Genomic DNA, 26,945 nt, shown 5'->3' with positions numbered 1-26,945 from the left:
GAATCGCAGACTAAGTGTCATCGAGACTCTTTCGAATAGTTCCGCCGTCATCCACCCATTTGAGAATGGAGCCGGCGCCTTGAATTGTGTCGTCCTTGCTCTTCGATAGGGTGCCGCCATCATCGATCCACTTAAGTATCGAGCCAGAAGCCGAAAGACCACGGCCATCTAGATCGCCGGCGGTCACTGTGATCGTTATCTCCGCGTCCTCGTTCAAAAATAGTCGAGTCAGCGCATCCTTGTTTGTATCCATGGGAGCCGACTTGACCACCGAGGACTTTTCAATCGAAAGCGAGGTTCCATCGAGCATAAGGACCGAGATGGAACCTGATTTGCCATCCTCCACATACCCCTCGAGAACCACGAGCCGGCCCATGGAAGTCTCCTCAAGATGCTGGTGACTGAGGCAACGGGAGGGTCGAGATCGAGCGGACAGCGTACTGCGGAGAATCTTGGTATCGCGTTGAACAAGGGTGGCTATTCAACGAGCCGAAGGGGAAGTGCAAGCTCTGCTAAAGCGCTAGCGACCAAGTTCTCGCGTTCCGTGCAGAACGGCTAAGCTCCGGTGCGTAAGGGGGGCGGCCATGGGTAACGGCAAGACCGCGAAGTATTCAAGGATTCCAAGTGAGTCGGAGCTGGAAGGGTTCACTGGCATGCACTGCGCCCGAATCTACAAGAGTGCAGTTGCGGCTGGATGGTGTTGCCCTTCATGCGGAAGGTCGGCACGGGAGCTTGTGCGCTGGACGGAGATCAGAGGCCGAGGCTGGCGAGAGCGCTTCGGAGACGAGCACGGCATGGGATTCTCGATCTCGATGACGCACCACCACTGTCATGGTGTCGGCAGGTTCCCAAGAACGCTAATTTGCGGCGACTGCAACTCGGCTGATGGTGCAGTCAAAAGGAAGCTGCGCTTGCCTCAGGCCTGGTCATTCTCGCCTGCCGAAATTGGGCGCTTTGTGTCCGTGGTTCCGCACAGCGGCGCGACTGTCATCGACTACGAGAAAGCGAAAAGAATTTTCGAGGAAGCTCATCGTCCGGCCGGATTGTTCTGGCAAGACTAAAACCCGATCACTTCGCAGAGATTACGATGAACTTTCAGAAGCATAGTCATCGCTACGGCGAGATCATTCTTAACTCCTCGCTCAAGGTGAAGCACGAGATTGAGAGCGTGGTCGAGTCCATAAGCGTGGACATGATCGAGCAGGAGCATCAGAACTCCCTTGGAGTTGCCAAAGAGCGCGGAAAAAAGGGTTCTGTCGGCAAGCAGGCGGCGCTCAACAATATTTTTCGAGGCAAGTTCGCCGAGAGGGGCTGGGTGGCCGAAAAGCGGATCTTTGAAGGCGAAGATCAAGACCTCAAGATGGACTTCTGGAAGCCAGATTTCGGAATAGACGTCGCCTTTAATCATCGCTCGTTCATCGGGGGCGACCTCCTTCGACTTCAAGCTGCGTCAGAAGTGCGGAACCTAATTGACGTAGGCATTTACATCTGTTCGACCAAGAAGTTCCTTAAGTACATTTCGCCCAAGGACTGCAACTCCCTAGTGAGCTTTGAGCGAACGAAATGGTACTTGGAGAACTTCGGTCCAGTAATTACTACGCCGGTCTATCTCATTGGACTTGACCCATAGAGTTTCTCGATCGCAGAAGGTCTTGAGTATTCGGCGTTAAGCATAGGGGGCGAGGGAGCGATGTACGACGATCTAGCGTTAACGCTAAATGCGCAGTTTTATCGCGCGAATGAAAATGCTAGCGACGCGGACTTTGAGGCGATACTGGATGCCGCGGTGGAGAACGCCTTTCCCGGTAGCATCATGGTTGATGACCTCCGCATAGCTGTTGGGAGAGGTCGTAACCGGTATCGATATTCACTTCGAGTTTTCAAGGCGAGGAGACCAGTCTATTTTTTGCCACGTCTACAGCTGGAGGACCAGATTCACGCCTTTATCCTCGTGCTGGAAATTGAACACTGCATAGTCGTTTTACGAAAGAGCTGCGCAAACATCAGCGATCAACTAGAGAGCGTAGGCCACCTGATTCCACCTAACGAGCTGTGGTCGACGTTTGACGACAGCCTAGTGGAGTTTCAGAAGTTGAGCGTTCGGAACATGACAGTTTCCGATAAGACGCTTAGGGCCAGGACGCTGGAAGCGGCCGATCTCAAGGGGCTTGTTTCTACTCATGCGGCTGGTAGGTCAATTCCCTATTTCCTCAGGGTGCGGGAGGGTAGGAAGCTGACTTCATTAAGCCTCTCAACTTCGCGCGTGTTCGACGCGTCAGATCGCGTGCCGAGCGCTGCCGTCGTCGAATGGGCAAGGCAAAAGATCAGGCAGATTGGTAGTTCGGCTAATCGCGACAAGAGCTTTCTCTCCAGCTTCGCCGCAACCGTAGATTTGAGCGCGGTTCTAGCTCGCTCGAACCCTTCTGCGCTGTTGATCGAGAGTGGAAGACTTGCGGAGTTGCTGATGGAGCGATCAGCGCGTCTTTTTACCGTAGAGGACGGTGTAAAGCGCTGGTTGTCCACTGACCTGCAAGAACGCGTGCTAGAGGCGCTGGAGCGCGTCTTTGAGATTGGGTCCAAAGCTGAAAACGGTCGCGATTTCGAAGTGGTCGGAGCGAAGGCGGAGCTTAGAGTGAACAAGGCATCTCTTAGCATCCGGTCAAAGTCGCTCCAGCGTATTCACGTCGACATTGGCGGAGACGTTTCGACGCTACAGTCGCTCATCGTCAAGGGCAATCTGTTTTGCGTTTGCTTTGATGACCCGAAGTACATGTATTTCATGGGGCAATGCTTCGAAGACTCGTCCGGAGTCTCGCAGATCGAAAGTTTGCTCGAAATGCTACACCCCCATGCAGAGCTTTCCAGGGCGACAAGCGAGAAGGGGGAGCCCTTCTCGCGATCGCAAACGCGGTTCAAGCCGACCAGCGTTTTCGACGTTGTGGAGAGAATGCACGCCGCTGAGGATTTCGTGTTCTGTGACGACAAAGGGATTGAGTGGGCGGATCACATCGTTCTAAACCGCAATGAAGGCGTCATTACGTTCATTCATTCAAAGCACGGGAAGCAGAGTACGTCTGCCTCAAAGTTGCACGATGTGGTGGGTCAGGGAATAAAGAACCTAGGGAATATGTTCTTCGATGTCGACCAATTCATGAGCAAGTATGCGAGCAAGCTGCGCCTCGACTACGATTCTACGCAAATCAATCGAAAGAGGAGAGGCAGAGAAGCTGAGCTACGGCCAACACTGAAAGCGTTGCTCGCAAACTATGGTACGCAGCGTAGGTGTGTGCTCGCTTGCGACTTCATTAGTAAAGCAGACGTTTCCGCTCAATTCGCTCGCGTAAAGGCGAGGCAGCCCGTAAAAGGGCACATCATCCAGTTGCTTTGGATCCTGTCCTCCTTTTCCCATGCCGCCAAGGAGGTCTCCGTTGAGCCGCGCATCTACTGCGAGCCGTGAGTCGCGATAGACCGGTCTGGATTCTATTGATTGATGCGGAAGTCCTAGATCCTATGCCGTCTGCGCAATCCCACTGATCCGAAGTGGACGACTGGCCGGGGTCACTCCATAGAGGCGATCCGGCCATTATGGAGCTAGAGCTTAGCCCGGACTTTTCGCACGATTGCCCGCGTGGAGTGCTTCTTTAGCGATTTCAAGTAGCGCTCCTGGCGCTCGTCTGACCGAGCCTTGTCATTTGCCGCATTGCCCAATCGGGCAGCCACGAAGAACTGACGCCGATACTTGGTGGGCAGCGTCGCATAAGCAGCTTCCAGTACATCGTGTCGAATCACCAGCCCACGCCGTAACGCTTGGTGTCCGGCTCTCGTCAGGGTCAGTGCGTGGGTCTTTAAGAACTCGCTACGTTCAACGCCAACTAGATCATTCGACTCTAAACCCCGGATTGTTGTAACTAGGCTGCTGGGCGTTACTCCGATGGCTCTCGCGACTTGTGCTTGATTGCATTCATTACGCGAGTCTGCGCGTTTCGCCATCTCAGCCAGCACCTGCAATCCTGTAATCGTCAAGCGAGGCGTCGATTTCTTGAGGGCCCCGTCAAGCTGCCCAGATAGCCGATTGCAGAACAGGAACAGATCGTCGAAGGCGGGGTACGGGATGTCCTGATTGATAGCCATGAATGTCACGTGGTGGTTTGTTGGATATCAAACATTGCACCATATTTCACTGCGCGAAGCTGCTCCCACCCGAAGCCATCTCGCTTCGGCAATACACGGGAGACTGAAATGGCTAAGCAGGATGATGTCACGCGCAGGTTGCAGGCCGCTCGCCAAGCGGGTGCGCTCGCTCTAGCCCGCAAAATTGTCAGCCGACGCGAACGAGTGATTGCAGAACTCAAGTTGATCCGCACTTGGATCGAGCGCGTAGACCTCGAGCTCGAGCCGGTGGTGCAGGAAACGGCATGGGTGCAATACCGTTACATGTCGCCGCTGGATCGCACGGAACTTTTCACCCAAGCGTATCGCGCCGTCTACGTCGAGATGATTGCAACCCACTTCCCAGATGACGATCCGTCCAAAAAGAATCCGATCGAGGCGGAGTTCGCACGGAACAGCTTCGCCGACATGAAGTGTTTGTGGAATGCGCGGCAGATGGCAGACATGTTGGGCGTCCCGTACGACCTCTATCTTCGCAAAGTCATGGAGGGCTTGTTGGTCAACGGCAAGTGGAAACGGCCACCCCGTCCGAATCAACTGATCGATGACCAAACAGGGCCCCGGCTGCGCGGAGCGCTTGACCGCGACGAACTAATGGAACGCCTATACGGTGCTGACTGGGATCCCCGCTTCAAAGCAACCGTGTACACCGGCGATCCCGTTCAGGAAACCGCATTGCAAATGGTTGTGCCGATCATCAGGGATGCAGACCAGCCCGCAAGCGTGCTAGCGGAATACCTGTGCGAGCGGCAGGTGATTGCCTGGGAACGTGCTGAGGAATTGTTCGGCGAGCAGTTGGTTGCCGAAGCCATGGAGTTGAGCAGCAGGCCGGCCCTTAGCGGGCTCGCCGAAGGACGGCCGGTAACACCAGCTTGTGCGGGGTTGCCTGCAGTAAGCGACAGCTCGCCATGTACAACGTGCCGAGTGGTTGATCCGTGTTTGCTGTTGGCGAAACGCGTCCGGGAAGACTTGATTGCATCAACAGGATCGGACGATCCACGCGCTGCCGGCAAGCGTCATAAGGCGAATATGCGTAAGCGAAAGCAGCGTGAGAACCAGAGGGCTAACGACCAGACACGGTCTTAGCCGTGCCACGCATCTGATCCGTCGTCGGTTGGGCGCCTTGTCTTGGCGCCCGACCTAATTTATTTGTGCGTGACATTTACGATTCTGTGACAGCAAGGATGTCACGCGTCCCATAAAAGCTATTACTACCTTGGTCTTTAAGAAGACTTAAAGTAACTAGAAAACCGTCACGCTACTGGGGGCTGAAAGCGCACATGGACCTTCGGTACGGTCGGGCTTCGCCCTCCCTGCCTTCGGTCCATGTGTGGCGCCTTCGGCGCCGGGGATTTAGTTCCGAAGGTTCTAGATGATCTCGGGATGCCGTAAATTCTGAGACATCACGGAATTGCTTCCAGCCCGGCACACCCATGCCGGGCCTTCGGCCCCCATGGGCGCATCCGGAAAGCGCCGTGGTTCCGCTCGGTATAAGGCGATTACGCTGCAAGGCTTCATACGTGGCGCGCCTGCGTTTGGGGGGGGGGCGGAAATCATTATCCAAACCGCGCGCCAAACCGCGCCAGACGCGCTACAGCGTGCGTGTGGGAGTCGATAGCTACGTGGGTACCACTTGAAGCTCACGCAGCACCTGATGTCAGTTATCGCGTTCTACGTATGAAGTTACACCATTCGCTCGGCTAGGCCATCGAGCCAGCTAGCCTCATTGACATTGGCAACAGCTTCGATCGATCCGTCTGCCCAGTCCAACGCGACCTTGGCTTCGAGTTCCGGCGTCGTTGGAAAGAACGGTCCGTCCGGCTTCGTCAGGAACCAGTCGCCTTGCAGCGCTTCACAGTGCACGCAAGTATTCGACCAATACGAGATCCCCGCAGTGCGTGAGGGCGTGTTGCGAACCCAAGGGGCAGCATTGCGCCATATGGCCAGAGCCTCCGCGTTGACGTCTTGGACGTACAGCAGTAGCCCAGCACCCTCGATGGGATACCAGTAATCGTCCTCGTCGTCCGGTTCGTTGCGCCATTGTCCACCGCGAACGAGCAACGCTTTGACCGGTGTCCATTCGCCACATGCATGACACTTGGTTGAGCTGCTGACAACGCCGAATCGATCGGATTTGACTGTGGGTGTCATGTGCTCAGTAAGTCGATGATCGGACAGCGCTAGGGCTTCACCAAACAATCCAGGAACCAATCCTAGCGCGCGATAGCTACGTGGGTAGCTCCAGGGCGCAGGAGCGCGCTAGGTCGCGATTGGTTGGTTCGTGCAGGACGAGGATCACCCGCGTTTCTTAGGCGATGCCTGCTGCTCCAGGCGGGCGATTGCATCGCGCTTGCCTAGTCCACGCAGCACTGCAAGCGCCGCAACCTGTGACTGTCGGGGGATCGTCTTGCCGGTCTCCCATCCATAAACCGATTGCCCCGACACTCCAGCGAGGCGCCCGTAATCATTTGCGGACAACCCCAGCTTGGCACGGTGTGATTTCAAGCCCTTAGCGGAAAAGCGGACTCTGCCTGACTCAGTCGATTCCAACGGAGCTGCTCGCTTTGTGCCCCAGACCGCAGTCGCCAACTGACGTTGGAGGTCAGTGACCTGGCGTTTTAGGGCTGCGATGTCCCGCCTGTATGAAGCGCCGGACTTACGCAACGCGTCGGTTTGGGCTTTGACTTCCTTGCGGGCAAGGCGGGTAATTTCGGACTTGAGCAGGGTGCCGATGTTGGCCATGTATGGAGCTCATTGGGGGATGCTCGATGCTACATGGGATAAGAAAAATTCCTAGACTCAAGGCGTCCTTGGGCTGTTAGACCGTCGAAACCTAATGAAAAGCGCAAGTCCGGATGCGCTTTTGGCGCAACTTGCCGAGGTAGCGGTGCTCTAGATAAAACGTTGAGGGGTGGCTCTCGCATACAAAACCTCACAGTTATATGGAGTGTGAGCCATGCATTGTGCATAAATCGGCGCGAGACGTTGCCCCGCTCTGACGTTAGGAGGGTGTGGTGGTTCAAACCACGATCATTGGAATCGACTGCGCAACCGAGGACTCGAAAGTCGGGTTGGCTTTGGCGGTTGTGAGTGAGGATGGGTGTCAGCTTGTGCAGGCGTCCGCATGTCCCAGTGAGCAGAAAGTTGCTGAGCTAGTAAGTACCTGGATTCGCGAGGCCGACCGTGTGCTGATTGCACTTGACGCTCCGTTGGGCTGGCCGCGATCCCTCGGGGAGGCGTTGCCGGCACATCGTGCGGGACAGGTGCTGCGGCAAGATGCGAATAAACTCTTTAGGCGAACGACTGACGAATTCATTCGCAAACACTTAGGGAAGCAGTCACTAGATGTCGGTGCTGACCGGATTGCCAGAACGGCACACTCGGCATTGCGGCTACTTGATGAACTTCGCAAGCGGACAGGTTATGCGGTTCCTCTTGCCTGGGAGCCGTTCTACTCGGAACGCGCAGCGGCAATCGAGGTCTATCCGGCAGCGACCCTCATCGCCCATGGGATTCAGTCATCCCGATACAAGAAGCGGGATGCCACAGTAGATCGCGCGGCCATCTTAGAGAGACTAAACAAAGTACTCGGCTTGCCGGACGATCTGTCTTCGATGGTGAACAATGCAGACGCATTGGATGCCGCGATCTGTACCCTTGCTGGGTTCGATTTCTTAAAAGGGCTTGGGAGCCAACCAGAGGAAACAGAAACGGCAGTGCGTGAAGGCTGGATCTGGGTGCGCGAGCGGGCAGACCAGCGGTAGCCGATGGCCGCGCTGTTGTCCGACATCTTCTGGCCTGGCAACCTGAGCGCTGGCTTTGCGCTTGGGGGAGAGCCATGGCTAGCGGATGGAGTGATGACGAACTTGCTGCATCGGTTGCAGCGTATCGAGACATGGCCGCAAAGGAGGGCGCAGGGGAGGCGTACTCCAAGCGGCAGGTCTACAGGGAGCTAGCTAATAGGTTCAACAGGTCCGAGAAGGCTTTTGAGTACCGGATGCAGAATATTTCGGCTGTCTTGGACGAGCTCGGGCAGCCATGGATCAATGGCTTGAAGCCTGCGGCCAATGTAGGGGAGGGCGTGAAGCCGCGCCTCGTAGCCCTTCTCCAGGGCCAGACTGCCGAAGCGCCACAGGGCGGCAGTTACAGATATGGCGGGCAGCCGCATTGGAAGCTCGCGCTTGATGCGGTAGTTGCCCTTGGAGGAACAGCCAGTCCGCAGCAGGCCTTCGCATGGATTTTGGCCAGATTCCCTGATTACGTCCAATCAAATCTCGGGGCGGACCTAGCAGCCTTGTCGGTCAACTCACCGTCTAGAACTTCCTATTCGCAGAACTCAAAGCCAAGGCGCACCGATCAAGGCAGTCAGTACGACCGACTGTTCAAAATCGGCGACGGGCCCGGCGTCGTGTTCGAACTGTACGACCCGGCACAGCATGGCGTGTGGGAGATATTCCCGGACGCAACGGCAGGAAATCGTCACGGGATGGGCGTACGGCAAGTCGTGAATCCCGTGACGACTGGGATAGCGGATGCGGTGCAGGAAGCGGAGAACACAGGGGCATTTGATGCCAAAAACGTCGAAGATGCGAGGAAGCGGGTTTTGGCCGGAATTGTCCGCAGGCAAGGACAGCCAGCTTTCCGTAAAGCATTGATCGATGCTTACGGTGGCTCATGCGCTATTACTGGCTGCGCGTTAATTGCCATCCTGGAAGCGGCTCACGTGCATCCGTACAGGGGCGAGCACACCAACGTGGTGTCCAATGGACTCTTGCTGCGGACCGACATACACACGCTGTTCGATCTGCGATTGATAGCAATTGACCCGGAAACATTGACCGTCCTGGTTTCGCCGGAACTGGATGGAACTGATTACGCGAGGTTACGGGGTGGGGCACTGCTCGCGCCCACGAAGGTCGCCCACTGGGTTAGCGTTGACGCTTTGACTTGGCATCGCAGTCGATGCGGATGGTGAACGGAAAGCCGATTAGAGATCGAGGGATGACGCAAAAAATTCGGGCTGCTGCTGGAATCGCCATTGGTTTCGCTTGCTTTCTAGTGCTGGCCCACCTAGTACCTGACTCGGTGTGCAGAGACGGGTGGCAGTCGCCATCCATAGGAAGGCAGGGGGCTTGCTCACACCATGGTGGAGTCAGGATTTACAGCGCTCTTTATTTGCCGATTTTCGGCGTAGCTACTTTTCTCGGACTTTGGATCGGTGGCGGATTGCCGAGACGTGGCATCAAATCGGATACGGTCAATTCGGCTCCGCACGTGTTTCAGTCCACAGAGGAACAATTGATTCGCGCGGCAATTGAAGAAAAGAAGCGATTGTGTTTCTTGTATTGCAAGCATGGCAGCTCGCGATGGACTCAAAGACGAGTAAGGCCAATGCAGTATCGGGAGCGTTTGGGTCGGGAGCGAGTTCCCGCTGCATGCCTAGTGGCATTCTGCGAGGAACGACAAGCAGAGCGTATTTTTCTACTTCGACGAATGCGAGATTTGATTGTCGTTGACTAGTCGTCAGAAGCACCCATATCGCGTCGCCTTGACTTGGGTTGTTGGGGCGTCATAGCGATTTGCTCGTGTACTCGTCGCGCTTTCGGATGCCCTGGGCCTTGCGCCTGCGTTTCGAGAGATGGGTCATAAGTCGAGGCATGCATGGTGGATGCGACAATCGCAACATCTCAAGGCGGCGCATCACGTCATTCATGGATTGAAGACGATATGGGTTCACCCATGTTCTTACGGCACCTCCTTCCTTATTTACGTAGCCGGTTCGCATCTCGTCGCCAGGAATAACAAAATAATCCAGGATGACGTCCCCTTCGCACGCGAGCCGTGCCACAAGACTAACGTCGGGGGCAACGCGCCGGTCTGGGGAAATGAGCCAAAACGGTTGGCCGTTTGTCGTGCGATAAGCCTGCGTGCTCCTCACGGACAGGGTGAGCCCGCCCTCTACGCAAGCGCGACGTGTTTGGGGATGCCAGTAGAAGCCCACGCCCATGTTGGCGTAGTGGTCTGCCAGTTCTTTGAGCAGCAGAAGCTTCGTCGTTCTGCGCCGGTGAATGATGTTACGTCGTGAGCATTGTTTGGCATTTGGACGAACTCCAGCCGCTTCACAGGCGTCCGCCATTGAACCGAAATGAAAGATAAAAAGCGTAGTCTGAGGTGCTCCTGGTTCCTTCATCATCAACGCGGGCGTTACATCCCCGTGCTTTGCGTGAACTCGGCGGACAACGTCGAGCAATTCATCATCTGACCAGTAGTGCCGTTGCCGCGCCTCCAAGTTAACTCTGGCTTTCTCAAAAGTATCTCGGGACACGACCGCCGGAAATGCATCCTCTGCACGAACCCACCTTTCTGGCGGATTCTCATGCCACGGCGTCTTTAAGCTGCACGAGCGCCTCGCGTACAAAGTAGTTCCGGTGTACCGCTCATTTCGCAGAATCGAGCGAATCATTTCACCGCGCCAAGGGAGCATTCCTGTGCGGCTCGGGTACCCACCCCAATTGAGCTGCCTTGCAATGTCTGCCTCAGACATTCGCCTTTCGACAAACAGGTAAAAAATCAACCTGATCAATCCGCAATCGAGGGGATCCCCTAGAGCGAGCAGCACGCGATCCGTTTGGATCGACTTGCGCTGACGCCTGCCCAACTCTCCCTTGACCTCTCCGGTCTCTGACACCAGAACGCGTTTAAGGCCGAAGCTGGGAAATCCGCCCATGTGAAAGCCTCGGCCCGCCAGCAGGCTCTGGCCCGCGAACACCTTCGCACCCAGTTCGCGGCTGTACTCTGCTGCCATTGCGCGTTTGACGCTCTTTATTACGACTGCCATCGGCCCAGGCACGTCAGCAAATGGCTCGGCGCAATACAGGACGGGTACGCCGGCCCGTCTACAAACGAACTCGTAATACGCACTTTCATCCACGTCTTGGAAGCGGCCCCAACGACTCACGTCGAAGACCAGAATCGCCTGGAAAGCGCGACGCATGCTCAATACGTCGTCCAGCATCGCTTGAAGTCCGGGGCGTCCCCAAAGAGTCAATCCGCTCTTGCCCGAATCCTCGTACGTAACCACGACTCGCATGCCGTGCGTCGCAGCATATCGATTGATCTCTAATCGTTGGTTGGTTGTTGAATAGCGCTGATGCTCCGTCGACATACGGAGGTACTGCGCGACGGGAATCGGGGCGGCTCTAGAATCGGGCATAGGGGCCTTTTCCTCCATCTCCACCCATTGCACAGTCACCCGTGCGGGCGCAACTCGCAGCGCTGGCGAGCGCAGCCTCGCCCAGCCGGGTGACTTACAAATCGCAAGGCGCGCGCACAGATTCGTGCCATGTCCCAGCCGACGGATGCGAACTTAGTGCCGGTTGCTCAGTACTTGCGTATGTCCGCCGAGCACCAACGGTACTCCACGACCAATCAGCGAGAGGCTATTGGTCAGTACGCGCGTGCAAACGGTATGGAAGTTGTCTGTACGTACGAAGATAGCGGTAGAAGCGGGCTGACGCTTCGTGGTCGTCCAGCGTTGCAGAGGTTGCTAACCGAGGTGCACGACGCATCTAGGTGTTTCAAGGCAATCGTCGTGTTTGATGTTAGCCGCTGGGGGCGGTTTCAAGACGTAGACGAGAGCGCCTTCTACGAGTTTCTGTGCCGACGCGCAGGCGTCAATGTCCACTATTGCGCGGAGTCGTTTGATTGCGTCCCTGGCCCCATGGCCGCAGTGGTCAAGAGCATAAAGAGGGCCATGGCCGCTGAATACAGCAAAGAGTTGAGCGGGAAGGTGTACTCCTCGCTCCAAGCGTTGGCTAGACGAGGTTTTCACACTGGCGGGCCGGCCGGATTTGGACTAAAGCGCGTCCAGGTGTCACCAGACGGTCGCGTGCGCCGAGAGCTGCCGCCTGGCGAGCGGAAGTCGCGCGCAGATGACCACGTTGAGCTAGAACCAGGAGACGCATTTGACTGTGGCTTGGTTCGTCTGATTTTTCATCTCTTTGTCCATTGCAAGATGAAGGAGGCAGACATCGCTTTGCAACTCAATTGGAGCTGTTACCCAAGTCAAATCGGGCTGATCCCGTGGCGAGCGGATGCTATTCGCACCGTCTTGCGGCGCGAGCAATACGTTGGAACCAATGTGTTCGGACTTCACACTCAGAAACTCAAGTCAGCTTCCCGCTACGTGCGGAAGGATCAACGCATTCGGGTGCCGAACAGCTTCACGCCGGTTGTTTCGCAACTAGACTTCGATGCCGCCCAGCTACTAGTTGGAGACCGATTGCCACGTCGGAAGTGGTCGCGCTCGGACCTTATACGTCTAGTTCGCAGCGAAGCTGCCGAGTTCGGACGGTTCAATGTTGCAGCGTTACACCGTCGCGGAGGGCCGGCGGCCCTGCGATTTATTGAGTGCTTTGGATCGGTTGCCGATGCGTGCAGTGCTGCCAACGTTCCGATTTGCAGGCGCACGGCTACGTCTGGGCGCCGTCGCAAACAGCGGCAAGCAATTAAAGTTCAAATTCTCGACTGGCTAGCAGAACATTACAGGGAAAGTGGACGGACTTTCTACTGCCATACCTCCACTAGGCGAGCCTGCATCGAAGACTCGCTCACGATCTCGGTGCGCGTAGCTCACCCTCAAGTTTCTCATGACTCCTTTGGCTGGACCCTTCGTCCCGACAAATTGGTGGATGCGGATTTGGGCATATTTGCGCGGGTGAATGACAAGGCTGAGATTCTCGACTATTTCGTCATCCCCAGAGAAGAGGATCGCAACGGCTTTGTGAATTCGAAAGGAGCGGTAACCGGTAATTGGTTGGAGCAATGTAGGTGCGCATCTCCAGCCGATGTCATATACAGGCTCGAATCAAGTGGAAGTTCGAAAATCTGTGGGGTTACGCGCATGTTGCGCCAGTCGGAAGCTCGCCGTACGCGCAATCTGCACTCGGCCGAGCGGACGGTCGTAAAAGATGTAGGTGCTTTTCCCTAGCCCTTTAGGGCAAGTCCCTCTAAATCTACGAGACTGACGCGGATTTGCTGTTAGGGTCGAACGCATGAGTAGCGACACGCCGCCACCCAGCCCAATCCCGGTCGCACAGTACGTCCGCATGTCCACCGACATGCAGAAGTATTCAACGGCCAACCAGGAGGCGGCTATAGCTCGCTTCGCTGATTCGCATGGTATGCAGGTTGTTCGAACCTATCGGGATGATGGCAAGAGTGGATTGCGCATTCGCGGTCGTACCGGACTACAGGCCCTAATGCGCGATGTGCACATCGAGCCGCGCGGTTTCAACGCAATACTCGTCTACGATGTTAGTCGGTGGGGCAGGTTCCAGAATCCCGACGAAAGCGCGCACTACGAGTTTTTGTGCACTCGCGCGGGTGCACCTGTTGTTTATTGCGCGGAGCTATTTCCTGATATGACCGGCCCAATGGCTGCCGTCCTGAAATCCATTAAGCGAAGCATGGCCGCAGAGTTCAGTCGCGAGCTGGCAGTAAAGGTGAGAGCCGGCCAATCTCGTGTTGCGCAGATGGGATTTTTCACAGGCGGGGTGACGAACTTTGGCATGGCTCGGAAACTGTTGGGAGATGGAGTCGAAGATCGCGGACTCCTGCGGATTGGACAGCATAAGGCTCTGAACAGCGATCGAGTGGTTCTGACGGCCGGCAAAGGTTGGGAGGTCGCTGTAGTGAGACTGATCTTCTACCTTTACGTCAAAGAGAGAATGGGAGAGCTTGCAATCTCGCGACACCTGAACTCACGTGGCATCACCACAAGACGAGGTGCTCGATGGGAGACGTTACATATCGTCCGCATTCTGAGAAACGAGGTGTATGTCGGCGTCACCTGGTACAACCGAACGACTCGACCGCTCGGCGCGTCGCCGATCCGCAACCCCCCGGAAGAGTGGGTGCGCGGGGACGCGCCGTTTGCGAAACCTGTAATCAGTCGCAGGATGTTCGATGAAGCTCAGAAGATCAAAGCGAGCAGGCCCAAGAGGCCCACTGAGGAGCAGTATCTAGATGTCTTGCGCGCCATATATCGAGCCGAAGGAAAGATCACCGTGCGGTTGGTTAGAGCCTCTCCTTACGTACCCAACTACAAGTGGTTCTATCGTCGCTTTGGGAGCCTGCCCGCAGCGTGCCGCGCAGCAGGAATTCCTCCCGCTCCCTTGGGGCCGCCAAAACGCCCCCGGATAGGCAACGGGCGGCGAAGTGCTCACCAGTCCGCATAGCTTCCAAAGGTGATGCGAAGGGCAGCGAGCAGTCCCTCGACGGGACCTGCCAGGCGGTCCCTTTGGTCACTGGCGCGGAGCGTCTGGAAGAGTAAGGTTGCGTCGCGGAGGCTGATTCGGGCGGCGGTTGAACCGTTCATGAGCCTTAATGATGGGCCCCGCGAGGAGGTTCTATGCGACGTGCCATCCGTTGGCTTTGCAGCCTAGTTGCCCTTGTCGCCTTAGTTAGCTGCGTCAGCACGCCCGAGACTCGTGCGGACTACGACAAGACTGTGAATTTTGCGCAGTACCGCAGCTTCGCGTTCTTCGACAAGGTCGGCACCGACGACGCCGATTACGAATCACTGATGACCAGGCAGCTGAAAGACTCGACGCGCCGCGAACTTGAAGCCCGCGGCTATCGATACAACGAGTCGGCGCCAGATTTGCTCGTGAACTTCAAGGCCAGCGTCACGCAACAGACGCGCGTGCACCCCGGGCCGATGCCCTACTGGGGCGGCTACTACGGTTACGGGTGGCCTGGCTACTACGGCTTCTGGGGCGGCTATTACGAGCCGTACGTGGACCAGTACGACGAGGGCACGTTGAACATTGACATTGTCGATGCCAGACGCAAGCAGCTTGTTTGGGAGGGGGTCACCACCGGCCGCATCACCGACAAGGCAAGGAATAACCGCTCGGCTGCAATAGATACGGCTGTGCGGGACATGTTTACGCAGTTCCCATTCCGCGCTGGTGGTGCTCCTGAGTAATTGACACACACCAGCATCCGTCGCCGCCTACCTAAGGAACATTCCCACATGGCTCCGAATTGGTCGCTTCGCGTTGCCGCACTCACGACCCTAACCCTCGCAAGCGGTTTGGCACAGGCATCGCCGTCCAGTGGATGGGACTGGGCCATCGCCCCTTACATCTGGGGTATCAACGTCAAAACGGACCTCGACCGAACGACGCCCCCGGTAAGCATCAGCAACGAGTCGCGATTTGACGACGTGCTCGACCAGTTCGATGGCGCCTTCCAGGTGCACGCTGAGGGCGAAGGCGACGATTGGGGGCTGTTCGCCGACTTCACCTATCTCGGACTGTCATCGGGCGACGACCGTCGTTTTCTACACACAGAGACCGACCTAGACACACGGCTACTTGAGGTTGCGGGTGTGTGGTCGCCTGGCCCCGAACGCGGACGCGGCTGGAACCTCTTCGCTGGCGGTCGCTTCATCGATCTCGACTACACCACGGTATTCATCCCCAACGACCCGGCCTTCGCGCCTGCTTCGGTCCATGTCGGCGAAACCTATACAGACTTCATGCTCGGCGCGCGTTACACATGGGCGCTTTCGGATCGGTGGTCGATCACGCTACGCGGGGATGGTTCGTTCGGCGACACCGACGGGACCTGGAACGCAAGCGGGGTGGCCCAGTACAACATGAGCAATGGCGCTTGGGTGTTCGGTTACCGGTATTTGGACGTTGGCTTCAAGCGGACCCAAGACAACTCGCTGAGCATCAACTTACACGGACCGGAAATCGGCTATGCGTTTCGGTTCTGATTTCGATGTGAATGCTTAGCCGCAAGCGAGGCACAACTGAGCTTCGCCACTGCCGCAGCAAGGTGGTCTGGTCCAAGGTGTGAGTAGCGCAACGTCATCTTGATGTCGGAGTGGCCTAGCAACTCGCGCACGGTGTTTAAGTCCACGCCAGCCATTACCAGTTTGCTAGCGAAGTGATGTCGCAAGTCGTGGAATCGAAACTTTTCCAGGCCTGCGGACTGAATTAGCGAATTCCAGGCGGTTTTGATGTCAGCGATGTCAAACACGCCCGCGCCGGTGGATCGTCTAACCCAGGACCGAAGCACGCCGGTGGCTTCGGCATTGAGCGGGATATGGCGTTGTCGACCGTTCTTCGCATTCTCAGAGCGAACCGTCAGAATGCGCGCATCGAAATCAACGTCCGTCCAGTTCAACGACAGTAGCTCTCCTCGACGCAGGCCCGTGTTCATCGCCAGTAGCACTACGGGCGTCAGATGATCTCCAAAACCGTCCGAGTCAATTACGGGCAATAGCGGCTTGCTACGTGCAATTCGCCAGCTGTTACCGGACTCGCGGGATGCGATCATTGCAGCATCTCGATCAGCTAGTGCTTGGCGCAGCATCCGTTCTTCGGACTGGTTGAGAAATCGAACAACCCGGCGTGATTCGACAGGGCGAATTTGCAGATCAGAAAGGGGATTTTGATCAAGCACGCCCCATTTTGTGGCCTTGTTCATGGCCGCGCGTAGGCATGCCAGATCACGAGATGCAGTTGCTCGGGACACGGCAGCGATCCGCTTAAGCCACCACTGGTCGACCCACGCTGCGTTGATTTCCGAGAGATCGCGGGGCAGGGCGTCAGAAAACGCAGCTTCGATTCGATCAACCCACTGCTGACCTCGTCGCAGGTGGGAGACTGCCCACGGCGCGTAGCGATCGCTCAAGAAGCCAGCCAGTGAGCACCTGGCGCGTTCCTGCCTCGCGATGCTAGGTAGCCCACGCTGGATGTGCTCCGCCATCGCCTGGGACGCGTGTGCGCGCGCCTGATCGAGTGTCAGGTGACCCAGTGCCCCGAGGGTCCGTCGCTTACCCCGGGTCCACTCGATGATCCAAGCCTTGTGCCCCGAAGGCTGCACCCGCAACAGCAACCCTCGTACTTGAGTGTCCCTGAGCTCATAGGGGCGCTCTTGGGGCTGGGATGACTGAATAAGGCGCTTGGTGAGCTGAGCTCGCATGTGATCCCTCGTAAGTGCACGTGTAAGTGCACGCTAGGAAGCACCGCGAATCCGTGTTCGGATAAGGACCATCCGCGTTGGCGCACTCGGCGCACGGAAGTCCTTGAAAAGAAAAGGCTCGCCGAAGCGAGCCTTTAAATCGTGGTGGAGCGGAGGAGGATCGAACTCCCGACCTTCGCATTGCGAACGCGACGCTCTCCCAGCTGAGCTACCGCCCCACGAAAGGCGCGCAGTATACGGACGGCGGCGGTGACTGCCAAGCGGGGAAGGTGCGAATTCGCGCCGGCTGCACGCGGGTTTGGGCCTGCTGGGGCCCCACCGGAGGCGCCATGTACCTGGTCCAGTTGCTGCTCCCCGTCTACGACGCCTCGGGCACGCCGTTCCCGCGCGCGCGCTTCGATGCGGTCCGGCGCGCGCTCGCGGATCAATTCGGCGGCGTGACGGCGTACATGCGCGCGCCGGCGCAGGGCCTGTGGGAAGACGATGCAGGGCACATGGAGCGGGACGAGGTGCTGCTGTTCGAAGTGATGGTCGAGGCGCTGGACCACGGGTGGTGGGCGGCGTACCGGCAATCGCTGGAGGCGGACTTCGCGCAGGACGAGATCCTGGTGCGGGCCTCGCCGGTGGAGCGGCTGTAAGGGCACGCCGGGACGCGCTACCGTTTCGCCAGGCGTGAATGGGGAACCGACGATGCGACTTGCGATGTGCCTGCTGGCCATGGGCCTCGGCGCCTGTGCGGCCACGCCGCCCGCGACGGGGCCGCGGACGTCGAGGGCCACCACGCCCGACGCCGCCGGCCTGGTCTCGATCCAGGCCCTCGTCCCCGACATCGACCTCGACATCCGCTACGCCGGCCACCACAACTTCACCGGCGCGCCGGTCGATGGCTACGACGCGCCGCGCTGCTACCTGTTGCGTCCCGCCGCCGAAGCGCTGGCCCGCGTCGAAACCGCGCTGCGCCCGCAGGGCTATCGCCTCCGCATCTTCGATTGCTACCGCCCCGTGCGCGCCGTGCGCGATTTCATGGCGTGGATCGACACGCCGGACGATGCGGCCACCAAAGCCGCCTGGTATCCGCAGCTCGACAAGCGCAGCCTGCGCGGCGACTACATCGCGCCCACCTCGGGCCACAGCCGCGGCGCGACGCTCGACCTCACGCTGCTGCGCTGCGAACACGATGCGTGCACGCCGCTCGACATGGGCACGCCGTTCGATTTCTTCGACACCAGCGCCAACACCGATTCGCCGAAGGTCACGCCCGCGCAGCGCGCCAATCGCCACGTGCTCGGCGACGCGATGACACGCGGAGGCTTCCGCAACTACCCGATGGAGTGGTGGCACTTCACGTTGCAGCCCGAACCCACGCCCGACACGCAGTACGACGTGCCCGTGCGTTAGTCGAGGTACAAGGCGGCGATCTTCTTCGCGGTGGCGTAGGGCTCCGGATCGTCGCGATTGGTCAGCACCACCACGGTCAGCTTGCGCGCCGGATAGCGCACGATCACGTTGCGGAACCCGACCGTTTCGCCGGAATGCCACAACGTCTCCCCGGTGATCCGCCACCCGAAGCCGTATTGCACGTCCGCTTCGTCGGTTTTCGTCGCGGGCGTGAAGGCCTGCGCCCACGTCGCCGGCTTGAGCAGGCGTTGTTCGCGGATCGCGGCGTCCCAGTGCACGAGGTCGTCGATCGACGAATAGATCCCGCCATCGCCGAGCACCGCGCTCGTCGTGCTCTGGTCGGTGCGCATCCAGCGGCCTTGCTGGAAGGTGTGGCCAAACGCGCGATGGGCGACGGTCGAACGTCCCGCTTCGAACGCGACGGTATTGCGCATCCCCAGAGGTTCGAAGATGCGCGTGCGCAGGAAATCCGCGTACCGCATCCCGGACGCACGCTCGACCACGAGCGACAGCAGCGCATAGCCGCTGTTGCTGTAGCGATACCCGGTGCCCGGCGCGAAATACGTGCGCGGCTGGCCTTCGAGCAGCTTCAATACATCCGCGTCGTGCACCTGCACGTCGCTCGCCGGATCCATCACGTCTTCGTAGTCGATCAGCCCCGCGGTGTGCGTGAGCAGGTGGCGCAACGTCACGGCATCCACCGCCGCCGGCAGCGAGGGCAACCAGCGTCGCACCGGATCGTCCAGGCGCAGCTTGCCGTCCTCCATCAGCAACAACACCGACGCGGCGGTGAACTGCTTGCTGACCGACGCGAGGCGGTAATTGGTGGCCGGCGTGGCGCGCACCTCGCCGTCGAGGTCGGCGAAGCCGTAGCTGCGGCGCACGATCGGCACGCCGTCGCGCACCACCAGCACGGAGGCGCCGGGCACGTGGCCGTCGTAGTCGCGCATCAGTGCGTCGATGTCGCGCGTCATGTCGACGGGCCCCGTGTCGTGCGATGCGGAGGCGCAGCCGGCCAGGGCCAGTGCGGCGAGGAATCCAGCGGCGATCCGGGGCAGGGGGCGCATTCAGGCGATGCTACCTCCGACGCAGCCGGATGCGAGAAATTTTCTGATGGGGGGCGGGCACGCCGCGCGCGATGATCCTGCCCAAGCGCGAGTGCCGTCGCGCCCGTTGGATCCAAAGCCTGGTACGCGTTGGAGAAACGAACCGCTGCGGACGGCGGCGGTTCTGGGCGGTAGGGCTGGCCTGCTGGCTGTTTCGGGGGAATCAGCGGCAGGCCGGCTTCCTATCCCGCAGGCACGCGCACATCGAGCAGGTGCCGCGGGTACCCCGAGTCCGGGTTGAACACGTACTCCGCACCGATCGCATCCGCGCGATCGTGGATGTTCTGCAGTCCCAGTCCCTTGCCGTTGCCCGGGTCGAACGCGCCGCCATCGTCTTCGATGCGCAGGTGCACGTCGGCCGCCGACGCGTGTTCCCACACCGCGAGGTGCACGGCGATGCGGCCACCGCATCCATGGCGCACGCAGTTGGTCGTGGCTTCCTGGCAGATGCGGTAGAGCGCGGTCGCCACTTCCGGCGGCACGCGGTCCACGTTGCCTTCGATCGTGCACTGGTAGGTGATGCCGTGGTCGCGCGCGAGTTCGTGCATCGGGCCTTCCGACAAAGCGCGCGCCAGGCCGAAGCGATGCAGCACGAGCGGATGCAAGGCCTGGATCACTTCGCGCAGGTGTTCGTGCGCATCGCCGACCAGGTCGGCGATCGAGCGCAGGCCATCGCGCATCGCGTCCTGGTCCGGCGTGCGCTCCACCAGGCGCAGGCGCGTGGCGATGGCGGTCATGTCCTGGCCGAGCTGGTCGTGAAGCTCCGCGCCGATGCGGCGGCGTTCTTCTTCCTGTTGCGAAACCAGGCGATTGGCGGTGTCGGACAACGCGCGCGTGCGCGACGAGAGCATGTCGACCGTGTTCTTCAACGCCTTGCCCTGCGTGCGCAACGCATCGCCGGACACGCCGAGCGACAGGCCCGCGAACCCGGATGCGGCAATCAGCAATTGCAGTTGCGGCAAGGGCCAGGAGCTGCCGAGCGTGCCCACGCCCAAGCCGTGCACCGCGGCGCTCAACAAGCCCAGGGCCACCGAACACGCACGCCATCCGTAATGGAACGACAGCCAGAACAACGGGAAGATCGCCAGCATCACCGGGTACAGCGGCACGTTCCGGTGCGGGAGCGCCGACAGCACCAGCACTACCAGCACCGGCGCCAGCACCCAGCCTTCGCCGAACACGACGTGCCACGGCACGCGCTGCGGCCCGAGTTGTCCGAGCAACGTCCGCGCGAGCGACGCGACGACCAGGATGCCGATGAAATCGCCCACCGCGAAGCTGTAGAGCATCGCGACCGGCGGCTGCGGCAGCACGCCGTCGTCCATCAGGTTGATCAGTACCAGCGCGCCCGCCGTGACCACCGAGGCCGCGATGCCGCACAGCAGGAACCGCATCATCGTGTCGGGCGTGGGGCTGGGCCCGGGCGAGCGCGCGAACGTGCCCACGATCAGCGCATACAGGCACCACGGCACGGTCGCGGCGAGCAGCAGCGCCACCGGATCGGTGAACGTGCCGCGCGCCAGCGCGACCAGCACGATGGCCGCGGCTTCGCACAGCGCGATCGCCCACCACCAGCGGCGCGGCATCAGCCACAGCGCCGCCAGCCGCAGGCCGGCGGGCAGGAACCAGTGCATGCTCGACAGCAGGTAGAGCCCCGCCCAGAGCGCGATGTACGCGGGCGCCATCCACCACTGGATTGGACGCTGGGCCGGTCGCCGCGTTTCAATGCGCATCCCGCTCCTGGATTCCGTCCCCATGCCGCCTCTTCGCATCGTGCTGGTCGACGATCATCCCATCGTTCGCGCGGGCTTTCGACAGTTGCTGGAGATGGAGCCCGGCTGGGAAGTCACCGACGAACTCGGCAGCGCGCGTGAAGTCGCCGCGTGGCTGCTCACCGCGGCGTGCGACGTGCTGGTGATGGACCTCTCGCTGCCCGACGGCGACGGCCTGGTGCTGATCCGCCACGTGCTCGCGCAGAAGCCGGGCATGGCGATCGTGGTGATGAGCATGCATGACGGCGCGTTGTACGTGCAGGACGCGTTGTCGGCGGGGGCGCGCGGCTATGTCACCAAGCGCGCGGCGCCGGACGAACTGGTGGATGCGATCCGCGCGGCGGGGCGCGGCGAGCGCTTCCTCGGCAAGGACGTGCGCGCGCAGAACCACGAGGAAACCGACGAAGCCGCGGGTTTGCCGGAGCTCACCAGCCGCGAAGCGCAGGTGTTCCTGCTGCTGGCGCGCGGGCATTCGGTGTCGCGCGTGGCGGCGACCATCGGCATCAGCAACAAGACGGCGTACGCGCACCGCGCCAACATCTACGCCAAGCTCCACCTGCAATCCGACCACCAGCTGCGCGTGCTCGCGGAGCGACGCGGGCTGGTGTCGTAGCGGGCGTCAGTTCGCGGGCGAGGGCGCCAGCAGCGGCTTGAGCCGCGGTTCGAGTTGCGCGCGCCGCCAGCCCGACAACGCACCGGGCCAGTCGTGGCCGTCGAGCAGCGCTTCCAGCCAGCGTCGCGAAGCGAGCACGCCATCGGGCAGGCCGAGTTCGCGCGAGACTTCCGCGGTGGTGTCCTGCAACTTGCGCAGCGCGAGCTTGTCGCGCTCTTCGCTGCGCGGCAACGGTGCTTCGGCTTCATCGGGCAGCGGCGTCGTCAATGCGGTCCACAGCGCATCGACGAGGCTGCGCGGGGATTTCGGGATCGTGTCGAGGTGGCGCTTCAATGCATCGCGGTCGATCGGCGGCGTGCGCGCGAGCGCGGTGGCCAGTTCGTTGTCGAGGATCCAGGTGCGCGGCCGGTCGCTCGTGCGCGCATACGCATCGCGCCAGCGCAGCAAGCGCAGCAGGCGATGCTGCGCGTCGGTGTCGAGAAATTGCGCGGCGCGCAGCGCCAGGTGGGGCCAGCGTTCGCCGGCTTCGTCCACGCCGAGCGCGAGGCGCGCGCTGTCTTCCTCCAGCCACGCGCGGCGGCCCAGCGTGTCCAGGCGCGCCGACAGTTCGCGATACAGCGCGTCCAGGTACACCACGTCCTCGGCGGCGTAGTGGCGTTGCGAATCCGTCAGCGGGCGGCGCAACCAGTCCGAGCGCTGCTCGCCCTTCTGCAGCGCCACGCCCAGCAGGTCCTGCACGATGCGCTGGTAGCCCATGCCCGCGCCGACGCCCGCGATGCCCGCGGCGATCTGCGTATCGAACAAGGGCGAGGGTGCCACGCCGCAACTGCGCTTGAGCGCCACGATGTCTTCGCTCGCGCTGTGCATCACCTTCAGCACGTTCGGATCGGCGAGGAGCGGTGCGAGGGCTTCACACATGCCGGGCACCAGCATGTCGGCGAGCAGGATGGTCTGGTCGTCGCTGCGTCCGTCGCCCGCGTTGCCGGCGTAGGCGATCTGCACCAGGGCCAGTTGCGGCCAGTAGGTGCGTTCGCGGATGAATTCGGTGTCCAGGCCCACGCGGGCGGGGCGGTGCGCGAGGCGCGCGGCGAGGTCGGCGGGGTCGGTGATCCAGTGGTGCACGCAGGGACTTCGAAACGATCGGGCGGCCAGACTACCGGTCCCCCGCGGGCACTGTCGAACGCCGGCGGTTGCCGGATCGCGTCGCCATGGCCCACCATCGGCCGCGTCGACGCCACCGGACGCTCCATGGCCCACCCGCGCAGCACGCCTTCCCCCATCGCCGCGCTGGTCCTTGCGTTGCTGCTGGCGGGCTGTGGCGACAAGGGTGCGCAGGGGCCGGCGCCGGAAGCGGCGGGCCGCGATCCCACGGTCACCATTTCGGGCGACGAAGCCGTGGTGGTGCCGGCCTGGCAACCTGCGCCGGTGCAGATCGCCGTGGGCGACGAACCCAAGGTGCTCGCCGAAGCCATCGCCGCGCTCGATGCCGGCAAGCTCTTCGGGGGCGATCGCGACGCGATGCCGTTGCTCATCGAGCTGCATGCGCGCCTCCCCGACGATCCCGAAGTCTCCCGCGTCCACGCACGCGCCGTCGCGATGCTGCTCGCCGAAGGCGACGCGGCCCTCGCGGCCATGGACACCGATCCGAACGGCCTGCGCCACGCGCACGAAGTCGGCGAAGTGGCGCGCACGGCCGCAGCCGATGCACCGACCGTGCGCGCCTATCTCTCGCGCGTGGATGCCGCCGATGCGTCCGTGCAGCTCGATCATCGCGGCGAGCGCGAACTCCAGGCCGATCGCCTCGGCGAAGGCGACACCCGCGGTGCGTTGCAGTATTTCCGCGAAGCGCTCGTCAAGCGCCCCGGCGATGCGCGCGCGGCGCAAGGCATCGCGGCGGTGGAAAGCGCGTTGATCCGGCGCGCGGAAACCGCGGCGGCCACGTCGGATTTCGCGCAGGCCGAAACCTGGTTGCAGCACGCAGCCCCCATCCGCCCCGGCATGTCCACCGTCGCCGACGCGCGCCTGCGCATCGGCGCATTGCGCACCGAGCGCGTCAACACGCTGCGCGACCAGGGCCTCGCCTTGCTGATGCGCGACGGCGGCCTGCCGCAGGCGCGCCGCATCCTGTCGGACGTGTTGCGCATCGCACCGCCCGCCGATCCGGCCGCCACGGAATTGCGCGAACGCATCGACCTGGTCGCGCACTACGGCTTGTTCCGGCCGGGCCAGGCGTTCACCGATGCGTTGCGCAGCGGCGCGCGCGGCCCGCAGATGATCGTCGTGCCGCACGGCGGATTCCGCATGGGCGCGCGCGATGGCGAAACCGATGCGTTGCCGAACGAACGCCCGCTGCACTACGTGCGCTTCGACCGCGGCTTCGCAATGGCGCGCACCGAAACCACCGTGGGCGAATTCCGCCGCTTCGTCGACGCCACCGGCTATCGCAGCCGCGCGGTGCGGCGCGGCCATTCGATCGTGTACGACGAACGCAGCGGCAATCTGGTGCGCCGCAGCGGCGTGGACTGGCGCCACGACTACAACGGCGCGATCGCGCGCGACGACATGCCCGTCCTGCACGTGAGCGCGCGCGATGCCGAGGCGTACGCGCACTGGCTCTCGCAGCAGACCGGCGAGCGCTATGCGCTGCCGAGCGAGGCGCAGTTCGAATACGCCGTGCGCGCGGGCAGCGAAGGCAGCCTGCCGTGGCGTTCGCGCATTCCGCCCCGCAGCGCGGGCAACGTCACCGGTTCGCTGGATCGCTCGCCGACGGGCCGCACGTGGCGCAACGCCTTCCAGGGCTACGGGGACGGGTGGTGGGGGCCGGCTCCGGTGGCCAGCTTCGCGCCGAATGCATTCAGCCTTCACGACCTGGCCGGCAACGTCAGCGAGTGGGTGGCCGATTGCTGGCACGAAGGCTATCGGCGCGCCCCCGCGGACGGACAACCCTGGGTCAACCCGGGCTGCCGCACGCGCGTGATCCGCGGCGGCTCGTGGGCGAGCGCACCTGCGCAGGTGCGGGCGGCCTGGCGTCTGTCGACGGACGGTGACACCACCAATGCGCGCCTCGGGTTCCGCCTCGTGCGAGAACTCTGAGCCGCGCGACACAAGGAGATTGCACGCGATGGCCATCGATCCGTACGGCAACCAGGCACAGGGCGGACAACGGCGCGGCTTCGGCTTCGGCGGCATCCGCTGGTGGGTGTTGCTGCTGTTCGCCGGGTACGCCGCGTACTACTGGATCTCCAATCGCTCGACCGATCCGCTGACCGGCGAGGCGGTGGTGATCGACAAGAACATCTCGCCCGAGGACGAAAAGGCGCTCGGCCTGCAGGCGTGGGAAGAGCTGCTCACGACCGAGAAACCCATTTCGCCCAGCGATCCGAACGCGCAGGCCGTGCGCGCGATCATGCAGCGCCTGGTGGCGAAGATCCCGCAGGTCGAGGACGCGCTCGCGGCCGAACACAACCTGACGGCGCCGCACATCGAGAAGACGTTCGAGTGGGACGTCAACCTGCTGCAGTCCGACCAGGTCAACGCGTTCTGCCTGCCGGGCGGCAAGATGGCGGTGTACACCGGCCTGATCCCCGTCGCGCAGAACGACAACGCGATGGCGATCGTGATGGGACACGAGATCACGCACGCGTTGCTGCGCCACGGGGCGCAGCGCATGACGGAACAGAAGCTCGCGCAGATCGGCCAGATGGCCGGCGCGATGAGCGGCATGGACCAGTCGCAGATGCAGGCGGTGATGGCGGTGTACGGCTACGGTCGTGCGCTGCCCTATGCGCGCAAGCAGGAAACGCAGGCGGACGAGATGGGGCTGATGCTGGCCGCGGCCGCGTGCTTCGATCCGCGCGAAGCGATCCCGCTGTGGGAGCGCATGGATGCCGCGAGCGGTGGCGAGGCGCCGCCGGAATTCTCGTCGACGCATCCCAATCCCGGCACGCGCATCCAGAACCTGCAGGCGCTGATGCCGAAGGCGATGGAGTATCGGGCGAAGTTCTGCGAGTCGGCGAAGTAACACCCGCCTGCAAAAAGAAAGCCGCGGCAGTGCCGCGGCTTTTTTGTTTCCGGGTTTCGGCGAACTCAGAAGCTCATGAACAGACCGCCGTTGACCGGGATGTTCGCGCCGGTAATGAACCCCGCGTCGTCATGCGTCAGGAACTCCACCGTGCGCGCGATCTCGCTCGGCTTGCCCAGGCGGCCCACCGGCACGCCGTCGACGATCTTCGTGCGCACCTCTTCCGGCACCGCCATTACCATCGCCGTTTCGCAGTAGCCCGGCGACACGCTGTTGACCGTGACGCCCTTGCGCGCGACTTCGCGCGCCAGCGCCATCGTGAAGCCATGCATGCCGGCCTTCGCCGCCGAATAGTTGGTCTGGCCGAACTGGCCCGTCTGGCCGTTGACCGAGCTGATGTTCACCACGCGCCCGAAGCCGCGCGAGGTCATGCCATCGACCACGTGGCGGCACATGTTGAACACGCCGTCGAGGTTGATGTTCAGCACGGCGTCCCAGTCGGTGCGCTCCATCTTGCGCAGCGTGGTGTCGCGCGTGATGCCGGCGGCGTTGACGAGGATGTCGACCGAACCGCGTTCGGCCTCCAGCTTGCGCACGAGCGCGCCGCAGGCTTCGTAGTCGCCGACGTTGCCGGGCTCGAAGTGGATGTCCAGGCCTTCGACGTCGCGGCGGAACTCGGCGATGCGGTCCTCGCGCGCGGCCAGGTCGGTCGCCACCACGGTGCGCCCGGCACGGGCGAGGGTCTTGCAGATCTCGGTGCCGAGACCACCGATGCCGCCGGTCACGACGGCCACGCGCTTGCTCATGTCATCCCCAGGAAAGGTGTTTGGTGCGGTGCAGCAGGCGATGGTGCCGCTGCGCCG

General features: G+C 61.3%; 26 protein-coding genes, 1 tRNA gene and 1 pseudogene. 16 read left to right on the top strand and 12 right to left on the bottom strand.

Annotated elements, in window-relative coordinates:
• Window positions 1-10: 10 nt before the first annotated feature.
• Complete coding sequence (locus LYSCAS_RS00880) at window positions 11-376, bottom strand: hypothetical protein (protein WP_213435175.1); 366 nt, start codon at window positions 374-376, stop codon at window positions 11-13.
• Between the two features lie 418 nt (window positions 377-794).
• Between LYSCAS_RS00880 and LYSCAS_RS15940 the strand changes: the two genes are divergently transcribed.
• The 3 genes from LYSCAS_RS15940 to LYSCAS_RS00865 are packed head-to-tail and all read left to right on the top strand — an operon-like array spanning window position 795 to window position 3,457.
• Window positions 795-1,061: a hypothetical protein gene (locus LYSCAS_RS15940; protein ID WP_244858615.1), complete on the top strand. Its 267-nt coding sequence runs from the start codon at window positions 795-797 to the stop codon at window positions 1,059-1,061.
• Between the two features lie 26 nt (window positions 1,062-1,087).
• Window positions 1,088-1,630, top strand: coding sequence for a BglII/BstYI family type II restriction endonuclease (locus LYSCAS_RS00870; RefSeq protein ID WP_213435173.1), 543 nt, complete (start codon window positions 1,088-1,090; stop codon window positions 1,628-1,630).
• Window positions 1,631-1,690: 60 nt separating this feature from the next.
• A complete protein-coding gene (locus LYSCAS_RS00865; protein ID WP_213435172.1) occupies window positions 1,691-3,457 on the top strand; it encodes a hypothetical protein in 1,767 nt (588 codons plus the stop codon).
• 134 nt (window positions 3,458-3,591) lie between these two features.
• Here LYSCAS_RS00865 and LYSCAS_RS00860 read toward each other — a convergent pair whose 3' ends face one another.
• Window positions 3,592-4,131: a MarR family winged helix-turn-helix transcriptional regulator gene (locus tag LYSCAS_RS00860; RefSeq protein WP_213435171.1), complete on the bottom strand. Its 540-nt coding sequence runs from the start codon at window positions 4,129-4,131 to the stop codon at window positions 3,592-3,594.
• A 108-nt stretch (window positions 4,132-4,239) separates the two neighbouring features.
• On the opposite strand from LYSCAS_RS00860, the gene LYSCAS_RS00855 reads away from it, so the two are divergent.
• Window positions 4,240-5,256, top strand: coding sequence for a hypothetical protein (locus tag LYSCAS_RS00855; protein ID WP_213435170.1), 1,017 nt, complete (start codon window positions 4,240-4,242; stop codon window positions 5,254-5,256).
• Window positions 5,257-5,853: 597 nt separating this feature from the next.
• On the opposite strand, the gene LYSCAS_RS00850 is transcribed toward LYSCAS_RS00855, so the two are convergent.
• Window positions 5,854-6,321 (bottom strand): hypothetical protein, encoded by a 468-nt coding sequence (locus LYSCAS_RS00850; RefSeq protein WP_213435169.1) that lies wholly within the window; start codon window positions 6,319-6,321, stop codon window positions 5,854-5,856.
• A 144-nt stretch (window positions 6,322-6,465) separates the two neighbouring features.
• A complete protein-coding gene (locus tag LYSCAS_RS00845) occupies window positions 6,466-6,912 on the bottom strand; it encodes a helix-turn-helix domain-containing protein (RefSeq protein WP_213435168.1) in 447 nt (148 codons plus the stop codon).
• A gap of 272 nt (window positions 6,913-7,184) precedes the next feature.
• On the opposite strand from LYSCAS_RS00845, the gene LYSCAS_RS00840 reads away from it, so the two are divergent.
• From LYSCAS_RS00840 to LYSCAS_RS16135, 3 genes are all read left to right on the top strand, one after another.
• Window positions 7,185-7,934 (top strand): DUF429 domain-containing protein, encoded by a 750-nt coding sequence (locus tag LYSCAS_RS00840; protein WP_213435167.1) that lies wholly within the window; start codon window positions 7,185-7,187, stop codon window positions 7,932-7,934.
• Window positions 7,935-8,065: 131 nt separating this feature from the next.
• Complete coding sequence (locus LYSCAS_RS00835) at window positions 8,066-9,145, top strand: HNH endonuclease (RefSeq protein ID WP_213435166.1); 1,080 nt, start codon at window positions 8,066-8,068, stop codon at window positions 9,143-9,145.
• Entirely contained in the window at window positions 9,133-9,690 is a 558-nt protein-coding gene (locus LYSCAS_RS16135; RefSeq protein WP_407075151.1) for a WYL domain-containing protein, read from the top strand. Before LYSCAS_RS00835 ends, LYSCAS_RS16135 begins: the two co-directional genes overlap by 13 nt.
• A 49-nt stretch (window positions 9,691-9,739) precedes the next feature.
• Here the strand turns inward: LYSCAS_RS16135 and LYSCAS_RS00825 are convergent, their stop codons facing one another.
• Window positions 9,740-11,335, bottom strand: coding sequence for a recombinase family protein (locus LYSCAS_RS00825; RefSeq protein ID WP_213435164.1), 1,596 nt, complete (start codon window positions 11,333-11,335; stop codon window positions 9,740-9,742).
• Between the two features lie 177 nt (window positions 11,336-11,512).
• Between LYSCAS_RS00825 and LYSCAS_RS00820 the strand changes: the two genes are divergently transcribed.
• The 4 genes from LYSCAS_RS00820 (at window position 11,513) to LYSCAS_RS00805 (ending at window position 15,958) form a co-directional block, all read left to right on the top strand.
• Complete coding sequence (locus LYSCAS_RS00820) at window positions 11,513-13,159, top strand: recombinase family protein (protein WP_213435163.1); 1,647 nt, start codon at window positions 11,513-11,515, stop codon at window positions 13,157-13,159.
• A gap of 64 nt (window positions 13,160-13,223) precedes the next feature.
• The gene (locus LYSCAS_RS00815) at window positions 13,224-14,408 is read left to right on the top strand and encodes a recombinase family protein (protein WP_281413194.1); all 1,185 of its coding nucleotides are present in this window, start codon (window positions 13,224-13,226) and stop codon (window positions 14,406-14,408) included.
• A gap of 173 nt (window positions 14,409-14,581) precedes the next feature.
• Window positions 14,582-15,160: a DUF4136 domain-containing protein gene (locus tag LYSCAS_RS00810; protein ID WP_213435161.1), complete on the top strand. Its 579-nt coding sequence runs from the start codon at window positions 14,582-14,584 to the stop codon at window positions 15,158-15,160.
• Between the two features lie 48 nt (window positions 15,161-15,208).
• A complete protein-coding gene (locus LYSCAS_RS00805; protein ID WP_213435160.1) occupies window positions 15,209-15,958 on the top strand; it encodes a hypothetical protein in 750 nt (249 codons plus the stop codon).
• On the opposite strand, the gene LYSCAS_RS00800 is transcribed toward LYSCAS_RS00805, so the two are convergent.
• From LYSCAS_RS00800 to LYSCAS_RS00795, 3 genes and pseudogenes are all read right to left on the bottom strand, one after another.
• The gene (locus LYSCAS_RS00800; protein ID WP_244858614.1) at window positions 15,940-16,881 is read right to left on the bottom strand and encodes a tyrosine-type recombinase/integrase; all 942 of its coding nucleotides are present in this window, start codon (window positions 16,879-16,881) and stop codon (window positions 15,940-15,942) included. The genes LYSCAS_RS00805 and LYSCAS_RS00800 overlap by 19 nt on opposite strands.
• A gap of 93 nt (window positions 16,882-16,974) precedes the next feature.
• A pseudogene (locus LYSCAS_RS16130) lies at window positions 16,975-17,172 on the bottom strand (Arm DNA-binding domain-containing protein); the annotation flags it as partial.
• A gap of 142 nt (window positions 17,173-17,314) precedes the next feature.
• Window positions 17,315-17,390: transfer RNA gene (locus LYSCAS_RS00795), tRNA-Ala, on the bottom strand.
• A gap of 111 nt (window positions 17,391-17,501) precedes the next feature.
• On the opposite strand from LYSCAS_RS00795, the gene LYSCAS_RS00790 reads away from it, so the two are divergent.
• Both LYSCAS_RS00790 and LYSCAS_RS00785 read left to right on the top strand, forming a co-directional pair.
• Window positions 17,502-17,810 carry a hypothetical protein gene (locus tag LYSCAS_RS00790; RefSeq protein WP_213435158.1) on the top strand — a complete coding sequence of 103 codons (309 nt, stop codon included), beginning with the start codon at window positions 17,502-17,504 and terminating at the stop codon, window positions 17,808-17,810.
• 52 nt (window positions 17,811-17,862) lie between these two features.
• Window positions 17,863-18,570, top strand: coding sequence for a M15 family metallopeptidase (locus LYSCAS_RS00785; protein WP_407075150.1), 708 nt, complete (start codon window positions 17,863-17,865; stop codon window positions 18,568-18,570).
• Here the strand turns inward: LYSCAS_RS00785 and LYSCAS_RS00780 are convergent.
• Entirely contained in the window at window positions 18,567-19,637 is a 1,071-nt protein-coding gene (locus LYSCAS_RS00780) for a serine hydrolase domain-containing protein (RefSeq protein WP_213435157.1), read from the bottom strand. The two genes, LYSCAS_RS00785 and LYSCAS_RS00780, sit on opposite strands and share 4 nt — an antisense overlap.
• 221 nt (window positions 19,638-19,858) lie before the next feature.
• A complete protein-coding gene (locus LYSCAS_RS00775; protein WP_213435156.1) occupies window positions 19,859-21,409 on the bottom strand; it encodes a histidine kinase in 1,551 nt (516 codons plus the stop codon).
• Window positions 21,410-21,431: 22 nt separating this feature from the next.
• Between LYSCAS_RS00775 and LYSCAS_RS00770 the strand changes: the two genes are divergently transcribed.
• Window positions 21,432-22,061 carry a response regulator transcription factor gene (locus LYSCAS_RS00770; protein WP_213435155.1) on the top strand — a complete coding sequence of 210 codons (630 nt, stop codon included), beginning with the start codon at window positions 21,432-21,434 and terminating at the stop codon, window positions 22,059-22,061.
• Between the two features lie 6 nt (window positions 22,062-22,067).
• Here the strand turns inward: LYSCAS_RS00770 and rnd are convergent, their stop codons facing one another.
• Window positions 22,068-23,183, bottom strand: coding sequence for a ribonuclease D (rnd, locus tag LYSCAS_RS00765; RefSeq protein ID WP_213435154.1), 1,116 nt, complete (start codon window positions 23,181-23,183; stop codon window positions 22,068-22,070).
• A 126-nt stretch (window positions 23,184-23,309) separates the two neighbouring features.
• On the opposite strand from rnd, the gene LYSCAS_RS00760 reads away from it, so the two are divergent.
• Together LYSCAS_RS00760 and LYSCAS_RS00755 are read left to right on the top strand one after the other, a co-directional pair.
• Entirely contained in the window at window positions 23,310-25,154 is a 1,845-nt protein-coding gene (locus LYSCAS_RS00760; protein WP_213435153.1) for a formylglycine-generating enzyme family protein, read from the top strand.
• Between the two features lie 28 nt (window positions 25,155-25,182).
• Complete coding sequence (locus tag LYSCAS_RS00755) at window positions 25,183-26,082, top strand: M48 family metallopeptidase (RefSeq protein ID WP_213435152.1); 900 nt, start codon at window positions 25,183-25,185, stop codon at window positions 26,080-26,082.
• A 65-nt stretch (window positions 26,083-26,147) separates the two neighbouring features.
• Here LYSCAS_RS00755 and phbB read toward each other — a convergent pair whose 3' ends face one another.
• Complete coding sequence (gene phbB / locus LYSCAS_RS00750; RefSeq protein WP_213435151.1) at window positions 26,148-26,888, bottom strand: acetoacetyl-CoA reductase; 741 nt, start codon at window positions 26,886-26,888, stop codon at window positions 26,148-26,150.
• Between the last annotated feature and the right edge of the window lie 57 nt (window positions 26,889-26,945).

This window comes from Noviluteimonas caseinilytica, from assembly GCF_018406605.1.
Classification (GTDB): domain Bacteria; phylum Pseudomonadota; class Gammaproteobacteria; order Xanthomonadales; family Xanthomonadaceae; genus Noviluteimonas; species Noviluteimonas caseinilytica.
The sequence above is the reverse complement of the archived record's forward strand: the minus strand, read 5'-3'. Positions and strand labels throughout refer to the sequence as shown.

Coding starts and splice junctions, on each gene's coding strand:
- LYSCAS_RS00880 (WP_213435175.1), bottom strand. CDS start 376: ATGGGCCGGCTCGTGGTTCTCGAGGGGTATGTGGAGGATGGCAAATCA.
- LYSCAS_RS15940 (WP_244858615.1), top strand. CDS start 795: ATGGGATTCTCGATCTCGATGACGCACCACCACTGTCATGGTGTCGGC.
- LYSCAS_RS00870 (WP_213435173.1), top strand. CDS start 1,088: ATGAACTTTCAGAAGCATAGTCATCGCTACGGCGAGATCATTCTTAAC.
- LYSCAS_RS00865 (WP_213435172.1), top strand. CDS start 1,691: ATGTACGACGATCTAGCGTTAACGCTAAATGCGCAGTTTTATCGCGCG.
- LYSCAS_RS00860 (WP_213435171.1), bottom strand. CDS start 4,131: ATGGCTATCAATCAGGACATCCCGTACCCCGCCTTCGACGATCTGTTC.
- LYSCAS_RS00855 (WP_213435170.1), top strand. CDS start 4,240: ATGGCTAAGCAGGATGATGTCACGCGCAGGTTGCAGGCCGCTCGCCAA.
- LYSCAS_RS00850 (WP_213435169.1), bottom strand. CDS start 6,321: ATGACACCCACAGTCAAATCCGATCGATTCGGCGTTGTCAGCAGCTCA.
- LYSCAS_RS00845 (WP_213435168.1), bottom strand. CDS start 6,912: ATGGCCAACATCGGCACCCTGCTCAAGTCCGAAATTACCCGCCTTGCC.
- LYSCAS_RS00835 (WP_213435166.1), top strand. CDS start 8,066: ATGGCCGCAAAGGAGGGCGCAGGGGAGGCGTACTCCAAGCGGCAGGTC.
- LYSCAS_RS16135 (WP_407075151.1), top strand. CDS start 9,133: ATGCGGATGGTGAACGGAAAGCCGATTAGAGATCGAGGGATGACGCAA.
- LYSCAS_RS00825 (WP_213435164.1), bottom strand. CDS start 11,335: ATGTCGACGGAGCATCAGCGCTATTCAACAACCAACCAACGATTAGAG.
- LYSCAS_RS00820 (WP_213435163.1), top strand. CDS start 11,513: ATGTCCCAGCCGACGGATGCGAACTTAGTGCCGGTTGCTCAGTACTTG.
- LYSCAS_RS00815 (WP_281413194.1), top strand. CDS start 13,224: ATGAGTAGCGACACGCCGCCACCCAGCCCAATCCCGGTCGCACAGTAC.
- LYSCAS_RS00810 (WP_213435161.1), top strand. CDS start 14,582: ATGCGACGTGCCATCCGTTGGCTTTGCAGCCTAGTTGCCCTTGTCGCC.
- LYSCAS_RS00805 (WP_213435160.1), top strand. CDS start 15,209: ATGGCTCCGAATTGGTCGCTTCGCGTTGCCGCACTCACGACCCTAACC.
- LYSCAS_RS00790 (WP_213435158.1), top strand. CDS start 17,502: ATGTACCTGGTCCAGTTGCTGCTCCCCGTCTACGACGCCTCGGGCACG.
- LYSCAS_RS00785 (WP_407075150.1), top strand. CDS start 17,863: ATGCGACTTGCGATGTGCCTGCTGGCCATGGGCCTCGGCGCCTGTGCG.
- LYSCAS_RS00780 (WP_213435157.1), bottom strand. CDS start 19,637: ATGCGCCCCCTGCCCCGGATCGCCGCTGGATTCCTCGCCGCACTGGCC.
- LYSCAS_RS00775 (WP_213435156.1), bottom strand. CDS start 21,409: ATGCGCATTGAAACGCGGCGACCGGCCCAGCGTCCAATCCAGTGGTGG.
- LYSCAS_RS00770 (WP_213435155.1), top strand. CDS start 21,432: ATGCCGCCTCTTCGCATCGTGCTGGTCGACGATCATCCCATCGTTCGC.
- LYSCAS_RS00760 (WP_213435153.1), top strand. CDS start 23,310: ATGGCCCACCCGCGCAGCACGCCTTCCCCCATCGCCGCGCTGGTCCTT.
- LYSCAS_RS00755 (WP_213435152.1), top strand. CDS start 25,183: ATGGCCATCGATCCGTACGGCAACCAGGCACAGGGCGGACAACGGCGC.
- phbB (WP_213435151.1), bottom strand. CDS start 26,888: ATGAGCAAGCGCGTGGCCGTCGTGACCGGCGGCATCGGTGGTCTCGGC.